18 protein-coding genes are annotated in these 21,603 nt (G+C 67.8%); 9 read left to right on the forward strand and 9 right to left on the reverse strand.

All coding sequences use genetic code 11. The annotated features are described in order from the left end of the window. Nucleotides 1-72: 72 nt before the first annotated feature. The gene (locus VGC47_14490) at nt 73-1,074 is read right to left on the reverse strand and encodes a hypothetical protein (GenBank protein HEX9856516.1); all 1,002 of its coding nucleotides are present in this window, start codon (nt 1,072-1,074) and stop codon (nt 73-75) included. Nucleotides 1,075-1,242: 168 nt separating this feature from the next. On the opposite strand from VGC47_14490, the gene VGC47_14495 reads away from it, so the two are divergent. Then, on the forward strand, nt 1,243-2,916 hold the full coding sequence (locus tag VGC47_14495; protein HEX9856517.1) for a CDP-glycerol glycerophosphotransferase family protein: 1,674 nt from the start codon (nt 1,243-1,245) through the stop codon (nt 2,914-2,916). Here VGC47_14495 and VGC47_14500 read toward each other — a convergent pair. After that, nucleotides 2,892-4,778, reverse strand: a complete 1,887-nt coding sequence (locus tag VGC47_14500) for a CDP-glycerol glycerophosphotransferase family protein (protein HEX9856518.1) — start codon at nt 4,776-4,778, stop codon at nt 2,892-2,894. The two genes, VGC47_14495 and VGC47_14500, sit on opposite strands and share 25 nt — an antisense overlap. Before the next feature lie 10 nt (nt 4,779-4,788). Then, a complete protein-coding gene (locus VGC47_14505; protein ID HEX9856519.1) occupies nt 4,789-6,153 on the reverse strand; it encodes a bifunctional cytidylyltransferase/SDR family oxidoreductase in 1,365 nt (454 codons plus the stop codon). 166 nt (nt 6,154-6,319) lie between these two features. On the opposite strand from VGC47_14505, the gene VGC47_14510 reads away from it, so the two are divergent. Continuing rightward, entirely contained in the window at nt 6,320-7,354 is a 1,035-nt protein-coding gene (locus VGC47_14510; GenBank protein ID HEX9856520.1) for a hypothetical protein, read from the forward strand. On the opposite strand, the gene VGC47_14515 is transcribed toward VGC47_14510, so the two are convergent. Further along, nucleotides 7,287-9,368, reverse strand: a complete 2,082-nt coding sequence (locus tag VGC47_14515) for a radical SAM protein (protein HEX9856521.1) — start codon at nt 9,366-9,368, stop codon at nt 7,287-7,289. The two genes, VGC47_14510 and VGC47_14515, sit on opposite strands and share 68 nt — an antisense overlap. Before the next feature lie 43 nt (nt 9,369-9,411). Continuing rightward, nucleotides 9,412-10,341: a sigma-70 family RNA polymerase sigma factor gene (locus tag VGC47_14520; protein HEX9856522.1), complete on the reverse strand. Its 930-nt coding sequence runs from the start codon at nt 10,339-10,341 to the stop codon at nt 9,412-9,414. A gap of 216 nt (nt 10,342-10,557) precedes the next feature. Here VGC47_14520 and VGC47_14525 point away from each other — a divergent pair, with 216 nt between their 5' ends. Next, nucleotides 10,558-12,060, forward strand: a complete 1,503-nt coding sequence (locus tag VGC47_14525) for a putative glycoside hydrolase (protein HEX9856523.1) — start codon at nt 10,558-10,560, stop codon at nt 12,058-12,060. Continuing rightward, nucleotides 12,057-12,734: a uracil-DNA glycosylase gene (locus tag VGC47_14530; protein ID HEX9856524.1), complete on the forward strand. Its 678-nt coding sequence runs from the start codon at nt 12,057-12,059 to the stop codon at nt 12,732-12,734. The genes VGC47_14525 and VGC47_14530 overlap by 4 nt, the downstream gene beginning before the upstream one ends. Here VGC47_14530 and VGC47_14535 read toward each other — a convergent pair. After that, nucleotides 12,727-13,314: a M23 family metallopeptidase gene (locus tag VGC47_14535; protein ID HEX9856525.1), complete on the reverse strand. Its 588-nt coding sequence runs from the start codon at nt 13,312-13,314 to the stop codon at nt 12,727-12,729. The genes VGC47_14530 and VGC47_14535 overlap by 8 nt on opposite strands. 173 nt (nt 13,315-13,487) lie before the next feature. Here VGC47_14535 and sufD point away from each other — a divergent pair, with 173 nt between their 5' ends. The 5 genes from sufD to VGC47_14560 are packed head-to-tail and all read left to right on the forward strand — an operon-like array spanning nt 13,488 to nt 17,713. Further along, nucleotides 13,488-14,765, forward strand: coding sequence for a Fe-S cluster assembly protein SufD (sufD, locus tag VGC47_14540; protein ID HEX9856526.1), 1,278 nt, complete (start codon nt 13,488-13,490; stop codon nt 14,763-14,765). Beyond that, nucleotides 14,765-15,097 (forward strand): non-heme iron oxygenase ferredoxin subunit, encoded by a 333-nt coding sequence (locus VGC47_14545; protein HEX9856527.1) that lies wholly within the window; start codon nt 14,765-14,767, stop codon nt 15,095-15,097. Before sufD ends, VGC47_14545 begins: the two co-directional genes overlap by 1 nt. Then, on the forward strand, nt 15,094-15,858 hold the full coding sequence (gene sufC / locus VGC47_14550) for a Fe-S cluster assembly ATPase SufC (GenBank protein ID HEX9856528.1): 765 nt from the start codon (nt 15,094-15,096) through the stop codon (nt 15,856-15,858). Before VGC47_14545 ends, sufC begins: the two co-directional genes overlap by 4 nt. Nucleotides 15,859-15,861: 3 nt before the next feature. After that, nucleotides 15,862-16,272, forward strand: a complete 411-nt coding sequence (locus tag VGC47_14555) for a hypothetical protein (GenBank protein ID HEX9856529.1) — start codon at nt 15,862-15,864, stop codon at nt 16,270-16,272. Between the two features lie 52 nt (nt 16,273-16,324). Continuing rightward, complete coding sequence (locus VGC47_14560; protein HEX9856530.1) at nt 16,325-17,713, forward strand: class II fumarate hydratase; 1,389 nt, start codon at nt 16,325-16,327, stop codon at nt 17,711-17,713. A 78-nt stretch (nt 17,714-17,791) separates the two neighbouring features. Here the strand turns inward: VGC47_14560 and VGC47_14565 are convergent, their stop codons facing one another. The 3 genes from VGC47_14565 to acnA form a co-directional block, all read right to left on the reverse strand. Next, a complete protein-coding gene (locus VGC47_14565; GenBank protein HEX9856531.1) occupies nt 17,792-18,379 on the reverse strand; it encodes a hypothetical protein in 588 nt (195 codons plus the stop codon). Next, nucleotides 18,376-18,675 carry a helix-turn-helix transcriptional regulator gene (locus VGC47_14570; GenBank protein HEX9856532.1) on the reverse strand — a complete coding sequence of 100 codons (300 nt, stop codon included), beginning with the start codon at nt 18,673-18,675 and terminating at the stop codon, nt 18,376-18,378. Before VGC47_14570 ends, VGC47_14565 begins: the two co-directional genes overlap by 4 nt. Before the next feature lie 98 nt (nt 18,676-18,773). Beyond that, nucleotides 18,774-21,515, reverse strand: coding sequence for an aconitate hydratase AcnA (gene acnA / locus VGC47_14575; GenBank protein HEX9856533.1), 2,742 nt, complete (start codon nt 21,513-21,515; stop codon nt 18,774-18,776). Between the last annotated feature and the right edge of the window lie 88 nt (nt 21,516-21,603).

Raw genomic sequence — 21,603 nt, forward strand, 5'->3', positions numbered from 1 at the left:
GCGACCGCCGAGAAACCTGGCATTCCCGGCGAGTGGACGGCTGATGCTAACGCCGGTAGCGAGTCACGCCCATCACCCTTTCGGCCGGCCGTCCTCCGGCAGGGTGATCGGCGTCAAGACATCTCGAAGGAGCTTCGTTCCCTCCAGGGTCGAATACGTGTCCCGCGGGAACTCGGGCAGGTAGCGCGTGAAGAGCGCCTCGTTCTCGTCTCGGTAGCGCGTCAGCATCGCCAAGCGCTCCTCGTCGGTGAGCAGCTCGGCGGGCGGGTACTCCCCGGGCGGGAAGAGGTCTGTGAGGAACTTGCGGACCTTGTTCGGCTGGTCGGGCGCCGAGAGAAGGGGATTGAGCGCCAAGGCCGCCTCCCAGGCCGGCTGGGTGTACGACGGGTTGGTGGTGGCGAGGGTCTTGGGCTCGAGCTCGTACACCAGCTCTCCCAGGCCGAGCTCGTCGAGGAAGTCGGCGGTGAAGGCAGCCGCCCCGGCCTGAATCGTCTCGAACGGCCGAACTCGCAACGACTGGACACTCGGAGCCGCCCCCACGAGCGCCAGCAGTTGGGTGTAGCGAACCCGATCGTCGCGGCAGACCTTGTCGCGGAAGTGCTCCCAGCGTGTCTGGTATCCGAGGTGCATCCGCTGCATGTACAGCGACTCGAGCAGCCTGTCCTGGCGCCGGACGTAGACGATCACCCGGGTGCGCTCCGGCTTGATCACCGACACCAGTTCGGCGATGCTCTCGCCTGCCCGCGGCCAGAAGGGGTCCCCGTAGTCGGGGGAGAGCCGCCCCGAGATCGATTCGTTCGAGATGAGCAACGTCCGACCCCCGCGAGCCACCTTCTTCCTCGCAGCCTCCACTGCGCCGGCGAGCTCGTCGGAGAACTTCTCCTTCGAGTATGCCGACCTGTCGTACGCCGCCCATGCCCGATAGTCGCCCATGGCGAGGAACGCCTTGCGGTCGATGTAGGCGATGCCGTGGTCGCGCAGCGGCTGGCGCAGGGCGCGCAGCGACTTCTGGATGAGCGACGAGCCCGTCTTCGGGACGCCGATGTGGAGGATGAGCTGATCGACGGAAGCCATATGGGTGACCGCGGTCCTGGTGCTGGGAGCCGCAGGGTACCAGTGGGCCGCCGGCGATCCGCGGGCCTTCACGGGAGTTCAGCGGTCGGGTTCCTATCATCCCCGGGTCGACGACCCAGGCGAGAGGTTGCCGTGAAACCGACCGAGCGCAGGCCGCGAGCAGGCCCGTTGAGGCGCATCGCAGCCGTGGCCGCAGCCGGCGGCGGAGTCGGCCTGCTCTTCGTCGTGCTGCTCGTTGTCGGCTCCGAGCGAGCCGCCGCCGCCGTGTTGCTGCTCGTACCGGTGGCGGTGCTGGCGCTGGCCCGGGGAGGCGGCGGCTACATCGATCGCCACGTCGGGAGGCGGGCCTTGGCACACGGCCTCATCTCGGTGTGGGCCAGCGGGATGGCGGCGATCGTGGCTCCGTTCGAACGGGCTGCGCCGCCCCGGCTGGCGGCCGGGGTTGCCGCGCTAGCCGTCGTCGTCCTCGGCGTCGAGAACGTCGTCTGGGCGCGCTACCCGAGAGAGTTGGCGGCTGCCGGCTTCGGCGGCGACGTCGACGAGCGCCGGCGCAGCTCCGGGGCCGCTCTGGTCGTCTCGTGCGTCGCGGCGCAGCTCGCCGTGACGTCTCTGGTCGTCGCCGGCGCCACGGAGGAGGCGGTGACGGTGGGTTTCGGCGTCGTCGCGGCGGTGTACGCCGCCTGGGCCGTGGTGGTGATGGGGGCGGCAGTGACCCGGCTGCGTCACGGAGCCGCCGCCATGCGGCCCGTCATCGGTGCCGCGGTCGTCGAACACGCACCCGTGATCCTCGTCCACTTCAGCGGGGCGCTGCGGACCATGTACCAGCTCGATCAGTGGATTCCCCACCTGCAGGCGGCCGGACGTCCGATGTTGCTCGTCGTCAGGGAGGAGTCGACGTTCGAGGTGGTCGCAGGCCGCTGGGACGTGCCGGTGGTGTTCGTCGGCGACTTTCCCGACCTCGATCTCGTCGTCCCTCCCTCGGCAAGGCTGGCGGTGTACGTGAACACGGCCACGAAGAACAACCAACTCGTTCGCTTCACCTCGCTCACCCACGTCCAGCTGCACCATGGCGACAGCGACAAGCCACCCTCGTCCAGCAAGACGATGCGTCTCTACGACCATCACATCGTGGCCGGGGCGGCGGCCTACGAACGGCTCATCGGAGCAGGGATCGTCGACGGCCCCGACTCGGTGTCGATCGTCGGGAGGCCGCAAACGGACTCGATCCGACGCCGGCCGATCGCCGAGGGCCGCCCCTGCATCCTGTACGCGCCGACGTGGGAGGGGTACCACGTCGACACGGCGCTGTCCTCACTTCCGCTCTCCGGCTACGAGCTCGTGCGGTCCATCCCCGCCCACGTCGACCTCCTCGTCCGCCCTCATCCGCTCACCGGGACGGTCGACGGAAGGCTGGCCGGGGTGGTGGCGGCGATCCGGGATGCCGTCGCGGAGCGCGGTGGCGAGTTCATCGAGCCGGGCGAGGAGTCGCTCGTCGACTCGATCAACCGCGCCGACGTCCTCGTCACCGACATCTCGAGCGTGCTCGTCGATTTTCTGGCGACCGAACGGCCCGCCGTGGTGATCGATGTGCCCGGTCTCGGCGAGGACGCCTTCCGGGCGAGGTACCCGTCGGCGGCCTGGGCAGCGGTCGTCGGGGCCGACCTCGCCGGGCTGGAGGCGGTGCTCTCCGACGCCCTCGGCGCAGACACCCGCCGCCCGTTGCGGGCGGCGGCGAGGGCCGAGTTCCTCGCTCACGTCGGCAGAGCCGGGGAGCGGTTCGCCGGGGCGATCCGCGAGCTCATCTCCCGTTCTGAGGTTCAGGCCGAGCTCGTCGAGCCGTAGAGGTCGTCCAGGGCGCGGTTGAACAGGTCGAGGGGATCCTCGTCCTGGCCGCCGATGAAGTAGGTGCGCGCCTGCTCCCGCTTCGGGCGCAGCGGGTCGTGGAGCAGGGCGCTCCTGAGGACCTGCGCCGTGGCGGGAGAGTCCGGGTCGATGACGTATGCGGCCGCCGTCGTCGGGAACTCGTCGTGAAGAGCCTCGGGCGTGAGCCCGCGCGGGTTCGTGACGGCGCAGGGGCGGTCCCACCCCAAGAAATCGGAGACCACGCTCGAGACGTCGGTCACGAGCAGGTCGGCGAAGTCGAACCACTCGTACAGGTGGACCCTGGGGTGACCTGACGTCGGTGGGTGGAACGTCGCATCGGCAGCCAGCAGGGCGCGGATCTCGCCCACCACGGCTCCGAGCTCCCCCTGCCGGTGTCCGGTGAGCGGGTGCGGCTTGAAGATCACGCGAGTGCCGGGGAGCTCCCGCAGGATGGTCGTGACGAGGTCGACGCCGATCGTGGCGAGTGAGCTGTAGTCGGACTCGTCGAAGTATCCCTCCCAGGTCGGGGCGTAGAGGATCGTTGGCGGGGTCTCGTCCCGATCCCGGTCGGCGAGCTCGGCGCGCAGGGCGGCGAGCGGAGCGGCGGCACCGTCGGCATCCGTCTTCGCCGCCTCGTGCTCTATGGCCAGGGTGCGCACCCGCGGAGAGAGCGGCGGCCGTCCGATGACCACGAAGTGCTCCGGCGGGATGTCGACACCCGCCGAGGCGTATCGATCGATTGCTGCCTGTCCCGAGACCCACACCTGGTCGTACGACCTGGTGAACGGGCTGGCCGAACCTGTCTTGTCGGAGTCGCCGTGCCCTATGAAGACGTGGGAGAGCCTCGGGTCCCGCTGCAGGTGGATGTTGAGTGTCCCGTTGGCGGGGTAGAGGGCGATCCTGGTCGAAGGGGTCACGAGCTTCTCGACCATCGAGTCCGAGCGGGCGACGATTCCGGGAAGCGTGGTCGTGTCGACCCTGCGGACGTCGCGGTGGCGGTAGACGAGCGCCACCCGCCTGCCGCATGCCTCGAACGTTCGCAGCCAGACATCCACGGCGTAGGTCGAGCCGCGGTGACCGTTGAAGTAGCACAGCACCTCCGGATCGGTGGCGATGAACTCGGCGAGCACCTCGTCGTCGTGTGCCAGCTTGAGAACCGGACGCAGCCGGCGGCATTGCCAGGCGACCAGCACGGCGTAGCCGACGGCGACGGCGACGATCACGGTGCCTGCGACGATCACCGAATCGGCAGCGATCGGGCGCTCGGACGGCAGGGTCAGGAAGAATGCTGCGAAGCCGACCGCCATGTGCATCGGGAGCTCGGAGAGGTCCCTGCGCCTGGCGAGCAGCCTGGCCCGCTCGAGCCGCTCCGCCCCCGCCTGGATCGAGCCGAGTGGGCGAAGCACGCGGTCGGAGTCGAGGTACAAGGCCGGGGAGCGCATCACCCGCCCAACCAGGCCGATCCCGAGGGCGAAGACGCCGAACGCGACCACCAGGGCGTACGGCACTCGCCCGGAGGCGAGGGCAACGAAGAAGAGCAGCGTCCTCCAGTGGGCCCGCACGTCGAGGCCGCGACGCCAGTCGGACAGCCTGCGTCGCCGCCTGTTCTCGGGCAGGATGTCGCTGGCCTCAACGATGGCGGCGACGGCCATGGCGCCACCTGCGATCAGCGGCCGCCTGGCGAGCGAGGCCACGGCGAGCGAGGCATACACCCCGAAGAACACGTAGCTGACGCGCAGCCCTCTGATCCCCCAGAGCTCGCGGCGATGGCGGACGACGAGCCCGGCGGCTCTGCGGGCCCTCGCCAGCCTCGACGCCGTGATCGTGTTGGTGGCCGTCACGGTCGGATCGTCAGCGGCGCACGTCGATGACCTGGCCGGTCACCTCGCTCGCCAGGGTCTGGAGCGATGCCTCGGCGACTCGCCTCGCCGTGAGCAGCGTCTCGGGGTCCTCGTTGCCGAAGTTGCTGGTTCGCATCGGGGTGAGGGTGCGCTCGGGGTTCAAGCAGTTGATCCGCACGCCGAGGTCCGCCCACTCGTCTGCGAGCGCCTGTACCAGGTTGACGACGGCTGCCTTCGACGACGAGTAGATCGAGTAATGGGCCCTGCCCCTCGTGAACGAGCTCGACGTGAAGCACAACAGGTTGCCCCTGGAGGCCGTCAGGTACGGGAACGACGCCCGGGCGACGTTCACGGCGCCGAGGTAGTTGACGCGCAGGATCTGCTCGATCTCGTCGTCCGACTGCTGGCTGATCGCCTTGATCCGCAGCAGCCCTGCGGTGTTGACCACGTAGTCGATCTTCCCTGCGTCTGCGTGGATCTTCTCGAGGGCGGCTCGCACGTCTCCGATGTCCTCGACGTGGGTTCCGGTGGTCGACCGGCTGAGCAGGTGGCAATGGGCGCCGAGCTCCTCGGCGAGCGCGCCGATCTCGGCGCCGATCCCGTACGAGCCTCCGAACACGACGAGGTGCCTGCCCTGCATGCGGGAGGCGACCTCGTCGGCGTCGAACGCACCATGCTCGAGCATCTTGAGCTGAAAGAGCTTGTCGGCGAGGTACACGTCGATCGGATGGGTGATCTTGATGTTCGTCTCGGATCCCTCGACGACCCTGATCTCGGTATCCGGCAGGTAGTGGGCGACGACGCCGCAGTCGTCGGTCGCCGCGAAGGAAGGGTCGGCGGCGGCAGCCTCGTATGCCTTGCGGAGCGCCGGCAATCGGAACCCCTGGGGGGTCTGCCCGCGCCGCAGGCGTCCCCGCTCCGGGATCGCTTGGATCCTGACGTTGTCGACCTCGATGATCGTGTCGGCGGACGGGATGGCGACGTCGACGGCGTCCACCTCGTCGAGGGCAGCGATGCACTCGCGGATGATCCTGGCGTCGACGAACGGCCGAACCGCGTCGTGGAGGAGCAGCTTCCCGTCCGGTTGGTCGGCGAGGGCATCGAGGGCCGCTCTCGTCGAGTCGTTTCGGGTGACCCCCCCGGAGAGCACGCGGTCCACCTTCGTCGCCTTGGCAGCCGCCACGATGGCTCGCACCGACGGGATGAGGTCACCGCGGGTGACGATGATGATCTCGTCGACCTCTTCGATCGACTCGAAGGCGTCGATCGTGTGCTCGAGCACGCTCTTTCCGGCCACCCTGAGCAGTTGCTTGGGTGTGTCCGAGCCGAGACGGACGCCGCTGCCCGCGGCGAGGATGGCGGCAGTCACTCTCATGCTGAGGATTCCAGGGCTCGTCCAGGGTCGTCGAGACCGCCATGGTAGAGGGCCGGTCGTTCCGTGGGTGGCAACCGGAGGCCACCCGGTCACCACGCGGCGATGTGGGGTGCAGATCGCCATGGCGGTCACCACCTGTACAATCCCCTGCGACTCAGGAGGTCGGTTGGCTTCTCGCATTCCTCGAGTCGTTCTGCACGTCGGGATCCACAAGACGGGCACGACGACGCTCCAGGTGGCGCTGGCGGCGCTGCGCAGGCAGCTGCGCGCCAACGGCGTCGCCCTGATCACCATCGAGCAGATGAAGAAGCTCAGGCACGAGAGCGTCTGGGCAGCGCGTCGCACGGCCAATCGCCTCGAGGCGCCCCTCTTCCTCGAGGAGTTCCGGTCGCTCGTCGACTCCGAGATCGAGGCCGTCGAGAGGAAGTCCGGCGAGCCGGTGCGTCAAGTGCTCGTGAGCAACGAGCGGATGGTCGGGGCCCGGATGCCGTCCGAAGGGGACTATCCGGTGTTCCGTCCCCAGACCGAGGCAGCCATGGGCGAGATCATCGATGCCCTCGATCCCGGAGAGGTCCACGTCGCCCTGTACACCCGCCGCCAGGACCGGCTCATCGAGTCCTGCTATCTGTGGGAGGTCCAGAAGGGCCTGTCACACTCGATTCGCGAGCAGTTTCCGTTCATCGACGAGCCGGTCATGCGGTACTACGAGCTCGCCAACCGCATCGCCAAGGTCCGGCGCGTCGACTCGATGCGCGTCAGGCCCTTCGAGATCATCTCGGGCGGCTCGCTGGCCTACCTCGACGACTACCTGTCGAACGTGGGCCTCGACGGCAAGCTCGACTACTCGGAGTTCGCGAAGGATCCCTCCGCCAACAGGTCGTACTCGCAGAAGGCCCTCGACCTGGCGCGAGCGATGAACCCCCACCTCGACACGAAGGAAGAGCGTGACGCGGTGCGCCGCTTCCTGAAGAAGCAGTTCTCCACGGACGGCTACCCGGCGGCCAAGATCTTGAGCGATGCCGAACGCGAGAAGCTCGTCGCCTTGTACCGGGAGGACAACGAGCGCCTCTTCTCCACCTGGATGCCCGAGCTTCCGTACGACGCCTATTCGACTGTCGACGGCGTTGCCAAGCTCAAGTCGGTGCTTCCGAAGTTGGAGGCCCGTCCAGGCGCAACCGCGGTTGGGAAGAGCGCTTCCTGACGCTCGGCGTGGTCTGCCTGCTGCGGCGGGCCGGGTGGCCTGCCGGGGCGATCTCCTCGACCAGCTCTGCCACCGTCGAACCGAGGTGGGCCTCGGCGCTCCTCGGAGCCCGGACCCGCTGCGCGTAGCGCCGCCCATAATCGTCTGCGAGGTCGGGGCGTTCGCGCTCGACCCAGCCCATGACGTGCTCCTTGACCCCGGGCTTCAGGTGGAGGTACATGGGAGCGATGAACCGCGCCCCGGCGTCGACGGCGGCAGCGACCACGGCCGCCAGCTGGTCCCTGCGATCGCTCATTCCCGGGAGCACAGGTGCCATGAGCACGCCTGAAGGGATCCCCGCCTCGTTGAGTCGCGCCACCGCCTCGATCCGCTTGCGCGGGTGCGCCGTGCCCGGCTCGGTGGCCCGCCAAACCTCTTCGTCGACGGTGCCGACCGAGAAGTCGACTTTGACGTCCGCGTCCTTGGCCGCCTCGACGAGAAGGTCGATGTCGCGCAACACGAGCGGCGACTTCGTCAGGATCGAGAACGGGTTCTTCCTCTCGCCGAGGGCCTCGAGCACGCCGCGGGTCAGCCGGTACTTGCCCTCTGCCGCCTGGTACGGATCGGTGTTCGTCCCCATGGCGATCCCGCCACCGCCCCAGCGGCCCGGGTGCAGCTCGACTCGCGCCAGCTCGGGTGCGTTGACCTTGACGACGATCTTCGAGTCGAAGTCGGCGCCGATGCCGAGCCCGAGGTACTCGTGGGTCGGGCGAGCGAAGCAGTTGTGGCTGATGACGCCGTTTGCGACGAAGTCACCGGTCGTGGTCGTGAGGTCGTACATGGGGATCTCGAATCCAAGTGGCTCGATTGCAACGACCCGCCTCACCGCGTTCTTCACGGCTCGCCCGGTGAACGTCCTCTTGCGGGTCGTCGCCGGATCGACGGTGTGGAGGAAGCGGAGATGCTCCATCAGGCCCCCGCGGATGCGGACATACGTGACCCGCTTCTGGCGTTGGGCACCTGGGTCGCTGGCGGCGTCGAAGCCGAAGCGACGCAGCCCGCCGTGGATTCGGTCGATCAACTCGCCATCCGTGTTGGCGATCCGCAAGACGCCCTGGCTGTAGCTTCCCTCGGCATCGAATATCCCGGCGAGAAAGCCTCTGGACCAATCATCGTCGACGATATCCGGCCAGGCGATGATGTCACGGATCGCATCCACAGCGGATGCACGCGAGGTGCGGACGGCGTGCATCGCGCTTCGCGTCGCCGTTGCAGCGGAGAACTCGAAGCGTCGCGTCGTTACGCCGGCAGCTAGCAGGTATGCCTCGGCCCGATCGAGCGGCTCGGAATCGATCAGAGCGAGACGGAAGCGGTGTACGACCCGGTGTGCGCCGCCCGGTGCCGGGTACCTGTACGTCCCCAAGTGCCCGTCGCCTCGGATCATGCCGCACAGGTAGCCACGACGATATCCCTCGTTCTCCTTCGGGCGATCCGTCGCTCCGCCGGGGCCGATCAGCAGATTCGACGGCGTGAGATGCGCCCGGCGCGACGACCCCTGTTGAGCACCGGTTGCGAACTTCCAACCGCGGTCCGTGAGGAAGCGGTGATCGGGCCCGCAGATGAGCGAGGCTCCATCGTCGAGCGTGATGCGGTGGGCGCGGGCCGTGGTCGTCCAGTGGTCGAGCACGGTGCTCTCGACGTAGCGGCGATACCTACCTCGACGCTCCGTCCCCACGACGACGTCGCCGGTCCGCACGTCGCGTAGATCCGCAAGTCTGCCGTCCGCCGTGAGTACGGGCGTATCGCCGGACAGGCAGTAGACGCATGCATGACTGCATCCCCGGTACACGTTGATCGTGTAGCGGAAGGGAAGGGGCCCGGCCGGGACTTCGTTGATGAGCGTCTTGGCCCTCACCTCGAGGAACTCGAGGCCTCGGTATGCGCCCTTGCCCACCGTCCGCACGGGAACCTCGTCGAAGAGGGTCAGCTGCGGCGACGGCTGATCGGCCAGGCTCCAGCGCAGGTTGTCGGACATGCCGACGAGCGTAGTCGAACACGTGTTCGACGCAATCGAGACCCTAGAGGAGGCTCTCCAGGTCGTACATGCTCATCGGATGGCGCAACTTCGAGAGCGCCTTCGTCTCGATCTGCCTGACGCGTTCCCTCGTCATGCCGAGCGACTTGCCGACGTCGGAGAGCGTGCGCGGCATCTCCCCCGTGAGGCCGTAGCGGGACAAGATGATCTCGCGCTCCGTCGGGTCGAGCATCGCCAGCGCTTTCTGCAGCTCGGTGCGACGATCGTCTTCGAGCACCACCACGAAGGGGTCGACGGCCTGGTCGTCCTCCACGAAGTCGCCGAGTTGTGCGTCGCCGTCCTCGCCGACCGGGCGCTCCAGGGAGACGCAATCGCCCGGCGCGCTGAGGGCGATCACGATCTTGTCCTCGTCGAGGCCGCTGAGCTCCGAGATCTCCTCGACGGTCGGGCGCCGTCTGTAATGCTCCTGCAGCGACAGCTCGGTCTCCTGAACGGTGCGGACGACATCGACCATGTGCACCGGCAGCCGGATCGTTCTGCCGTGGTTGCCGAGGCCTCGCGAGATCGCTTGCCTGATCCACCAGGTGGCGTACGTCGAGAACTTGAAGCCCTTGCGCCAGTCGAACTTCTCGACCGCCCTTATCAGCCCGAGATTCCCCTCCTGGATGAGGTCGAGGAGGTCGAGGCCGCGACCGGTGTACCGCTTGGCGATGGAGATCACGAGACGCAGGTTCGACCGGATGAACTCGGCTTTGGCATCCTCGGCGGCGCGCACCTCGCGGCGCAGGGCGCTTCTCTCCACTCCGTCGAGGACGGGTTCCGAGGCCAGTCTGATCTCGGCTCTGCGGCCGATCTCGATCGCTCGAGCCAGGCGAACTTCGTCCTCGGCCGTGAGCAGGGTGTGCTCCGACACTTCCTCGAGGTAGATGCCGACTGCGTCGGCAGCCGCCACATCGCGGGCCTTCTTGGCCACGCCCCCCTCCTTCTCCGGGCTCCGACGCCAGACGAGCGCCATCGGGAAGCCTGGAAGGGCAACGTATCACGGGTTTGCATGGCTCGCAACGGCGGGGGTGGCGCCATTGCTGCGCCCCCTTGTTACCCTGGCACGGCTGGGGCACGGCGCGAGCCGCCCTGGTCATCGGGCTTTTCGGGAGTTGCACTGAATCGGAGAGCGATCATCGTCGCCGCCTTGGCGGCGCTGGCGGTCCAGGCATGTGCCGGGCCGGTTTCCATGATTGCGGGCGAGGGCGTTCGGACGCCCGATCCACCTCCGCCCGAGATCGCCGTGACCGTGCTGGCGGCCGACGACCTCACCCCGGTCGACGCCGACGTGACCGTCGCCGGACGCATGCTCGAGCACGACGAGTCGGGCCGCGCCATCGTCGAATGGCACGACGCGCCTCTCGAGCTGACGATCGGCGCTCAGGGATTCCACCCGGCCACCTTCCCGATCGTGGTCCTGCCGGTGGGTCTCGAGACCGAGGTGCGTCTCGACCCTGTGGTGCTCAACGGAACGGTCGTCACCCCGGATGGACGTGCCCTCCCTGCCGCCACCGTGACCCTCGGGGGAGAAGAGACCACGACCAACAAGAACGGGCGCTTCTCCTTCGTCAGGGCTCATGGAAGCGAGCTCGTGCTCACCCGGCCGGCGTGGGAGCCGCAAACCGTCGTGTGGGACGGCACGGAAGAGCGCATGGAGATCTCGATGCAGCCCCGCATGATCCGGGCGCTGCGCGTCGGCGGCGACAAGCCGGGCGACCCCGCCGTGTGGGATCACCTCCTCGACTTGGCCGGCGAGTCCGGCGTCAACGCCTTCGTGATCGACACGAAGGACGAGGGGGGGACGATCTTCTGGGACATGGAGCTCGCCCTGGCGCACGAGGTGGGCGCCGTCGACGTCAGGTACGACATCGACCAGGTGATCGCCGACATGGACGAGCTCGACCTCTACAAGATCACGAGGATCACGACGTTCCAGGACGACTTCCTTCCGCGCGCCCAGCCCGAGCTCGCCGCCCGGAACAAGAACACCGGCCGGCCATGGGAGAACAACAACGGGGTCACATGGCTCGACGCAACCGATCCCGCCTCGTGGGACTACCCGCTGGCCGTTGCCCAAGAGGCGTGCCGGCGAGGCTTCGACGAGATCCAGTTCGACTACGTCCGCTTCCCGTCGGACGGGGACATCTCGGTGCTCGAGTTCGACGAGCTGACCTCTGACGCCTACTACAGCGAGCCCAAGCAGCAGAGGCGGATCGAGACGATCAGCGCATTCCTCGAGAAGGCCCACGGCCTGCTCAACCCGATGGGGTGCGCGGTGGCGGCCGACATCTTCGCCATCACGCTCGGGAGCCCGAGCGACGAAGGCATCGGCCAGCAGCCGGGACCCCTCTCGAGCCACGTCGACGTGCTGTCGCCGATGATCTACTCCTACACCTACCCACCCGGTTGGGGCGGCTACGACGACCCGAACGAGCACGTCGAGGAGCTGGTCACGAACACCCTCGACGCCGGGATCCCGAAGCTCGAGGGCTTCAGCATCTACCGGCCGTGGCTGCAGCGGGCCTTCATCACGGACGACGAGATCCTCTCGATCCAGCAGATCGCCGAGGATCGCGACATGGGGTGGATGCTGTGGTCGGCCAACACCGTGTTCGACCTGGGCCATCTTCCCCCGGTCATCGACCGGTGACGCTCGGAGACCTCGAAGCCGATCTCATCGAGTGCGTGCGGTGCCCGCGCCTCGTCGAGTGGCGCCAGCGCGTCGCCTCCGAGAAACGGGCGGCGTTCGCCGATGAGCAGTATTGGGGTCGTCCCGTTCCCGGATTCGGCGACCCGGAGGCGAGGCTCGTCATCGTCGGCCTTGCCCCGGCAGCCCACGGAGCGAACCGGACCGGGAGGATGTTCACGGGTGACCGGTCGGGGGACTGGCTCTACAGAGCCCTCTACCGCGCCGGGTTCTCGTCACACGAGCGTTCGGTCAGGCGAGACTCCGATCTCGTGCTGACGGATGCCTGGGTGACCGCGGCGGTCAAGTGCGCCCCTCCGGGGAACCGTCCCGCCCCGTCCGAGAGAGACAACTGCGCGGCCTGGCTCCACGCCGAGCTCGACATGCTGCGTGCCGGTCGGGTATTCCTTGCCCTGGGTGCCTTCGGCTATCAGGCGGTGTGGGCGTACCTCTCACAGCGGGCGACCGTGCCGAAGCCGCGGCCCCGCTTCGCACACGGGCTCGCAACGCCGCTCGCCGACGGGAGGCACGTGCTGGCGTCCTACCACCCGAGCCAGCAGAACACGTTCACCGGGCGCCTCACCGAGGAGATGCTCGACGCCGCCTTGCGCAGGGCTGCCGAGCTCGTCGCTACCTGATCACGCTCGCCAGTTCGAGCGTCTTCAGATAGCGATCCTGGGACGCCAGCAAGTAGCTGAACGGGTTGCGGGCCACCCCGTCGCGGTGCAATTCGAAGTGGATGTGTGCAGACGCCGACTCGGCGTTGCCCGAGTCACCGACGTAGGCGACGATCTCGCCGGCTGAGACGAAGTCGCCGACCTCGATGCCTGCGGCGAACGCCGTGGCGGCACCTCCTTCACCGTCGTCGGTGCCCGGGGTGTCGTTGTCGAGGTGCATGTACCACGTCTCGAAACCGTCTGCGTGTCGGGTGTACAGAGCCCATCCGGACGTCGGCCCGTATTTCATCTGCTCCACGAACCCGTCGGCAACCGCCAGGATCGGGGTCCCCTTCGGGCTGAAGACGTCGGTGCCGCGGTGGCTCCTCCCGCCGGAGCGCGAGTCCCCCCAGTCGTTCGTGAAGTGGACGTCGAGGTCGTCGATCGGGAAATAGGCGAGCACGAAGTCCTCGTCCGCGGAGCCGGCGGCGCCTGCCGCCGTCGCCAGCACGCCAGTCGACGCCAGGACGATGGCGAGCAAGATCGAGAGTCTGCGGATCATCGGGAGATACCCCAGGATGAGGAAGGGCGCCGATGGCAGGGGCGCCGATGTGGAGCGAGACCATACGCTCGTCACTCTCCGTAGCCAAATCCGCCGCCCAGCCGGAACGGGTCTCTTTGGGCTGCGATCACGGCGCCCTCTATCCTTCGAGGCAACCCCGAGGAGCCCTCTCTTTGTCACGACTCGACCACGAAGCCATGCAGCGCGCCTCCATCGCCGGGCCGGGAGGCCTGGCAAGGCGCCGCCAGCAGGCGTGGGAGATCTACGAGAAGCTCGCGATGCCGTCGTCGACCGAGGAGGTGTGGCGCTACGTCGACCTCGACTTCGATCTCGCAGAGCTGGAGCTGGCGAATGGCGCCGGCATCCCCCTCTCCCGGCCCGAGGACGGAATCGCCGCCGGCATCGGCAACCCTTCCGGAGTCGCCTCCATCGTCGACGGCACGGTGACGACGGCCCAATCTGCATCGGCGGCCACCGTGACATCGGTGGGAGAGGTCGGTGACGATGGCTGGATCGACGCTCGATACGGCACTCTCGTGCACGCAGACCTCGACAAGTTCTCCGCCGCACACGTCGCCTTCTCGCACGACGGCCTGGTCGTCAAGGTACCGTCGGGGGTCGCACTGGCCGAGCCGGTCTACGTCGACGTCCAGGCGACCGGTGACGCTCTCTCGCTGCCGCACGTCGTCGTGGACTGCGAGGACGGCGCCGAGGCGTCCGTCGTCGTGAACTACCGGTCCGGAGACGAAACGGCTGCCGTCGTCGTGCCGCACCTCGAGCTCCATCTCGGGGACGGAGTCAATCTCGCCGTCTCACTCGTGCAGAATTGGGGCTACCGCACCGTAGGGATCGCCCAGGCTCGCGCCAGGGTCGGGCGGGACTCGACGCTTCGGCTCGCCGAGGCGGGGCTGGGGGGGAAGCTCGCCAGGTTCCAGCTCGCCATCGACCTGGAGGGCCGGGGCTCGAGCGCACACGTCATCGGCGCCTACTTCGGCGAGCGGGATCAGGTACTCGACTATCGCTACCTCATGCACCACGCCGGCCTCAACACGAGCTCGGACATGTTCCTCAAGGGGGCTGTCGAGGACACGGCGCTCTCCGTGTTCACCGGCCTGATCCGCATCGACGAGGGGGCGCAGCGAACCGACGCCTATCAGACGAACCGCAATCTGATACTCAGCGAGGGGGCAGCCGCTCAATCAGTCCCGAACCTCGAGATCCTGGCCAACGACGTCAAGTGTGGCCACGGTTCGACGGTCGGCCCGCTCGACGCCGAGCAGCGCTACTACTTGATGAGCCGGGGCCTCGAGCGCACCGCCGCCGACCGGCTGCAGGTGCGGGGCTTCTTCGAGGACGCCCTGGGTCGTTTTCCCGACCAGCGGGTCGCCGAGCCGATCAGGCGCTGGATCAACGGCAAGTTCCTCACGGCGCAACGCGAGGGAAGGGTCTGATGGAGCCGCGGCGCATCGCCAACCTCTCGGACCTGCCGGACGGGCGCGGGGTTCGCGTCGAGATCGGCGAGCACCGCATCGCCGTGTTTCGCATCGGGGACGACGTCTATGCGATCGGCGACAGGTGCAGCCACGCCGAGGCGTCCCTCGCCGAGGGGGAGCTCTTCGACTACGAGGTCGAGTGCCCGAGGCACGGATCCGCGTTCGACGTTCGCACCGGTCAGCCGGGGGCGCTCCCGGCGACGAAGCCGGTCCCCGTGTATGCCGTCACCGTCGACGACGCCGGCGACGTGTACCTCGCTGTCGAGTCCGTCGCCGAGGAGGCCCGATGACCGCCGCCCTCCGTGTCGGTGACCTCCACGCCGGCGTCGGCAACGTCCGCATCCTCAAGGGCGTCGACCTCGAGGTGCCGTTTGGCGAGGTGCACGCCCTCATGGGCCCCAACGGGTCTGGCAAATCGACCTTGTGCCACGTGCTCATGGGCAAGGACGAGTTCGACGCCGAGGGCTCGGCGGCGGTCGACGGCACGGAGCTGCTCGGACTCGGCGTCGACGAGCGTGCCAGGGCAGGGTTGTTCGAGGCGTTCCAGTACCCCGTCGAGGTGCCCGGTGTGACACTCGACGACCTGCTCGGGGAGATGCGATCCGCCCTCGAGATCGGGGACTTCGACGAGCGCGTCTCCGATGCCACCGAGCGCCTCGGCATGGAGCGCTTTCGGGGGCGTTCGCTCAACCTCGGTCTTTCCGGCGGGGAGAAGAAGCGATCCGAGATGTTCCAGCTGTCCGTCGCGGCCCCGAAGGTAGCGATCCTCGACGAGATCGATTCAGGCCTCGACGTCGACGCGGTGAGAGAGGTGGCAGGGCTCGTCGAAGGGCTCAGGTCGGACTCTCTCGGGCTCCTCATCATCACGCACTACAGCCGCATCCTTCGCTACATGCGGCCCGACCGCGTCCACGTGATGATCGACGGCCGCATCGTGAAGTCGGGAGGGCCGGAGGTGGCCGAGGAGCTCGAGGCGACCGGCTACGACGAGCTGCGCAGTAGTCCCGGCTCCGATCCGGCGCCTCCCGAAGACACGACGGAGTTCCCCTGAGTCATGGCGGGCATCCACTTCTCGAACCGTGAGGACGCCATCCAGTACCTGCGTGACCTCTCTCGCCTGTGGATCGGATGGCTCTTCGCGTTGGCGGCGCTGACGTTCACTCGGAGTTGGCTGACGATCGTCGCCGGGGTCGTCGTGTTGTGGGTGCTCTACAGGCTGGCCCGTCCTCTCCAGGAGCGTGTCGACAGGATCCTTCCCATCGAGGCCACGGCTACGGTCGACGAAGCCCGGGGCCGCCGCACCGATCGGGATCGGCTGCTCCGTTCCCTCGCATACGGCGTCGAGCCGATACGCGAGGCCTCCGACCTGGCCGCCGTCGGCTCGCGGTGGCTGGTCATGCGGCACGTGATCCTCGCCGCCACTGCGGCTGCGTTCCTGCTCGTCATCGTCGATTTCGTCATCTGAGAGGCTCGGCAAGGCGGATTAGGCTCGCAAGCGGCGGCGAGTCAGGAGCGGCGTGCGCATCGAGCGCGATTCGATGGGCGAGGTGAGCGTCCCCGATGGGGCGTACTACGGCGCGTCGACGCAGCGCGCCGTCGAGAACTTCCCCATCTCCGATCTCCGCTTCAGCAGGCGGTTCATCTGGGCGATCGGCCTGCTGAAGGGGGCGGCGGCGAGGGTCTCGGCAGCGGCGGGGCATCTCGATCCGGACCACGCAGGCGCCATCGCCGGAGCGGCCGACGAGGTTCGAGACGGTGCGCTCGACGACGAGTTCGTCCTCGACATCTTCCAGACCGGTTCGGGGACGTCGACCAACACCAACGCCAACGAGGTGATCGCCAACAGAGCGACCGAGCTGCTTGGAGGAGAGCTCGGCTCGAAGCTCGTCCACCCGAACGACGAGGTCAATTTCGGGCAATCCTCGAACGACGTCATCCCGTCTGCGATACACGTGGCGGCCGTCGCCGCCATCCGGGAAGAGCTCCTCCCTGCCCTCGACGGCCTCGCCAGGGCTCTGCGAGCCAAGTCGGCAGAGTTCACCGATGTCGTCAAGTCGGGTCGCACCCACCTCATGGACGCCACTCCGGTCACGGTCGGCCAGGAGTTCGGCGGCTACGCCACCCAGGTGGAGAAGGGGGCCAATCGGATCGAGCGGGTGTTGGAGGAGCTCGAGGAGTTGGCGCTCGGCGGCACGGCCGTCGGAACCGGGCTCAACGCCCCTGACGGCTTCCCAGCCGCCGTCATCGTCGAGATGGCGCGGGTGACCGGTTACGCCTTCCGCGAGGCAGAGGACCATTTCGAGGCGCAAGGTGCCAAGGACGCCGTGGTCAGCGCCTCCGGGGCCCTCAAGACGGTCGCCCAGTCGCTTTTCAAGATCGCCAACGACCTGCGCTGGATGGGGAGCGGACCGCGCACCGGCATCGCCGAGATCAGGCTGCCGTCACTGCAACCGGGCTCGTCGATCATGCCCGGCAAGGTGAACCCGGTGATGGCCGAGATGATGATGCAGGTGGCCGCGCAGGTGATCGGGAACGACACGACGATCACGTGGGCGGGTGCCAACGGCAATTTCGAGCTGAACGTCATGATGCCGGTCATGGCCCACAACCTGCTCGAGTCGATCTCGTTGCTCGCCAATGCCGCAGACACGTTCCGGGAGCGGTGCATCGAGGGCATCGAGGCAGACGTCGAGCGTGCCAGGGAGCTGGCCGAGCGCAACATCATCGTGGTGACCGCGCTCAACCCCCACATCGGCTACGACAAGGGGGCGGTCGCCGCCAAGGAGGCGTTCGCCTCGGGCCGCAACGTGCGAGACGTCGTCATCGAGAAGGGCTGGCTGACTGCCGAGCAGGTCGACGAGTTGCTCGACCTGAAGCGACTCACCGAAGGGGGAGTCGTCGAGTAGGTCTCTGGTCCCACTCTCGTTCGTGCGTCCCCTCATCGCATGTGTGCGATGCAGGGACGCAAGAACGGAAGGGGACGGTCAGGCGCCGACCGGTTCGGCGGACGTCGGGGCGAACGCCAGCAGGGCGATCAAACCGTGCATCGCCACGAGCAGGCTCACAGCCATCGGGGCGTATTCGGGGTCGACGTTCATTGGCGTGAGGTTGACGACCACCCCGTAAGCGAAGCCGACCGCGCCGACGCTGAGGGCGAGCGTGCTGCCGGACAACTCCAGGAGCCGGGCGATCCCGCCGAGCTTGTTCAGTTTGCCGAGGGCGAACAAGAGGGTGAAGGCGCCTTGGACGATCGGGACGAGTGCGAACGGGAGCATCGTCGCCGGGTGCTCCGTCATGAGGGCGTACGCACCCAGCACGATGGTCCCGACGGCGGCGACGAGGAGGGACATCGTGACGACGACGGTTCTCATGAGTGCACCTCCAAGGAGCGAGCGTGGGTCGTGGACCGCCTGTGATGCGATGGCCCGGCCGGCGATCGGAAGAGCGCCGAGCATCCAGCGAAGTCGCGCCGCCCGACCCTCGATCGACGCCCCTTCGCTGTCGTGCGCCAGGAGCCACTCACGATGCGGCTCGGGAATCAGCCGTGCGATGGCGCGGTGGAGGCGGCTCACGCGCGACCCTCCGCGGTTCGCGGAACCAGGCGCCGGGCCTCGGCGGCGGTGGCCACGGCGAGCCCGGTGGACGTGAGCCGGTAGGAGTGGCGGGGCGGCCTCCCGTCGACCCCGTCTTCCCATCGCGATTCGAGGTGACGCCGGTCTGCCAGCCGGATCAGGATCGGGTAGAGCGAACCGGATGCCAGGCCCGTCTCCCGAGCGAGGTCGTAACCGTGTCGCCACGCGGCCGGGTCGGCGGCGAGTGCGGCGAGAACCTTCCGGGTCTGCGGTGACGGTTTTCTGTCACGAGGCATGTCGTAACTCTACATATATAGAGTTAGGCTGTCCACTCGTTCGTGCGTCCCCTCATCGCATGTGTGCGATGCAGGGACGCAGGAACGGAAGGGGGACATCAGCCGGCCGCCATACGCCGCAGGACCATGTGGAGGATGCCGCCATTGCGGAGGTACTCCACCTCGACCGGGGTGTCGCAGCGACAGGTGGTGGCGAACTGGACGCTCGTTCCGTCCGGTCTCGTGGCAGTCACCATGACCTGCTGACGGGGCTGGAGGTGGTCGTCGACGTCGATCGAGTACGTCTCGGTACCGTCGAGCCCGAGCGTGGCGGCGTTCTCGCCGTCGGCGAAGGTGAGCGGGAGCACCCCCATCATGACGAGGTTGGAGCGATGGATCCGCTCGAAGCTCTCGACGATGACGGCCTTCACGCCGAGCAGGAACGTCCCCTTGGCCGCCCAGTCCCGTGAGGAGCCCATGCCGTAGTCCTTGCCGCCGAGGACCACGAGCGGCGTCCCTGCCGCCTGGTAGCTGAGGCTCGCCTCGTAGATCGATTTGATGGTGCCGTCGGTGAAGTCCGTCGTGTAGCCACCCTCCGTGCCGGGGGCGAGCTCGTTGCGGATGCGGATGTTGGCGAAGGTGCCCCGTGTCATCACCCTGTCGTTGCCTCGCCGTGACCCGTAGCTGTTGAACATCGAGCGCTCGATCCCGTGGTCGAGGAGGAAGCGTCCCGCCGGAGAATCCGGGGCGATGGATCCTGCCGGAGAGATGTGGTCCGTCGTGACGGAGTCCCCGAGCTTCAGCAGCACTCTGGCTCTCGCGATGGGCCGGATCGGCGCCACATCTCGTCCCAGGTCCTCGAAGAAGGGCGGTTCCTGGATGTACGTGCTGGCCGGATCCCACTCGTAGAGCGCCGCCCCCGTCATCGGGATCGCCTGCCACTCCTCCGAGCCCTCGAACACCGCTCCGTACTCGGTGGAGAACTGCTCCGTTCTCACGAACCGGGCCACGACCTCCTCGACCTCCCCGGGCCTCGGCCAGATGTCGGCGAGGTAGACCGGTCGGCCGTCGCCGTCGTAGCCGATCGGCTCTCTCGTGAGGTCGATGTCGACCGTGCCCGCCAGCGCGTACGCGACGACGAGCGGGGGCGACGCCAGGTAGTTGGCGCGCACGTCGGGAGAGATGCGGCCCTCGAAGTTGCGGTTGCCGGACAGCACGGAGGCGACGACCAGATCGTGGCGGTTGATGGCAAAGCTGATGGGCTCCGGAAGCGGCCCCGAGTTGCCGATGCACGTCGTGCACCCATAGCCGACGAGGTAGAAGCCCATGGCTTCGAGGTCGTCCATGAGCCCGCTCTCGGTGAGGTAGTCGGTGACCACCTTCGAGCCCGGCGCCAGCGACGTCTTCACCCACGGCTTCCTCGAAAGACCTCGCTCACGTGCCTTCCTGGCGACGAGGCCGGCACCGACCATGACGTCCGGGTTCGAGGTGTTGGTGCACGACGTGATGGCGGCGATGACCACGTCGCCGTGCTCCAGGAGGAACCGCCTCCCGTCGTACTCCACCTCCACGGAACCGTCGCCGTCGGGAGTCGCCTCGCCGACGACGCCTCCGCCTTCGTCGACCATCTCCTCCACCGTGCCCGGACCCGCCGGAGCGGCCTTCCCGAACGTCTGGGCGAGGTCGTAGCGCCACTGGTCCTTCATCCCGGCGAGGTCGATCCGGTCCTGGGGGCGCTTCGGCCCGGCGAGCGATGGCGTCACCGTCGACATGTCGAGGCGGAGGTCGGAGCTGTAGACGATGTCGTGTGCATCGTCGCGCCACATTCCCTGGAGCCGGTAGTACTGCTCGACGGTCTCGACCAGCGCTTCTGACCGCCCTGTGAGACGGAGGTACCGAAGTGTCTGGTCGTCGACGGGGAAGAACCCGACCGTTGCTCCGTACTCGGGCGACATGTTGGCGATGGTCGCCCGGTTGGCGACCGGCATGTCGGCCAAGCCCGGGCCGTGGAACTCGACGAACTTCCCGACGACGCCGTGTTCGCGCAGCATCTGGGTGACCCGGAGCACCAGATCCGTGGCGGTCGTGCCCTCGGCGAGCCTTCCTGTCAGCTCGAACCCGACGACCTCGGGCAGCAGCATGTAGATCGGCTGGCCGACCATCGCCGCCTCGGCCTCGATGCCTCCGACCCCCCAGCCGACCACGCCGAGACCGTTGATCATCGTCGTGTGCGAATCGGTGCCGACGAGGCTGTCGGGAAAGAGGTGGACCCCGTCGTCCCACGCCACCTTGGCGAGGTACTCCAGGTTCACCTGGTGAACGATTCCGGTCGCAGGCGGGACGACTCGGAAGTTGTCGAAGGCCGATTGACCCCACTTCAGGAACTCGTAGCGCTCCCTGTTGCGCTCGAACTCTCGCTCCGAGTTGATCTGGAGTGCCATGCCGCTGTTGAAGGCGTCCACCTGCACGCTGTGGTCGATGACGAGGTCGCTCTGTACGAGGGGGTTGACCTTCTGGGCCGCCGCCTCGTCGCCCGTCATCCGAACGACGGCGCTGCGCATCGCCGCCAGGTCGACGACCGCGGGCACGCCGGTGAAGTCCTGGAGGACGACCCGGCCGGGCGTGAACGCCACCTCGGTCTCCTCCACCTTGGAGGCGTCGTACTGGGCGAGCGCCTGCACGTCGTCGTCACGCACGATCACGCCGTCGTGCTTGCGGAGCACCGACTCGAGGAGGACCTTGATCGTGTACGGCAGCGAGTCGATGTCCCCGAGGTCTCTGAGGGCGTCGAGGCGGCACACGACGCGCTCCCCGAGCGGCGTTTCGATCGTGGCTCTCGCCTGGAAGGGGTCGTGCGTCATCTGTTCGTTCCTCGCGTCGTGGCTGGGTTCGTCTCCTCAGTAGAACAAACTCTACAGAGAGGCCCCGATCCCCCTCGCGGAGAAATCG

The sequence above is a fragment of the Acidimicrobiia bacterium genome (genome assembly GCA_036396535.1).
In the GTDB taxonomy this organism is placed as follows: domain Bacteria; phylum Actinomycetota; class Acidimicrobiia; order Spongiisociales; family UBA5794; genus DASWKR01.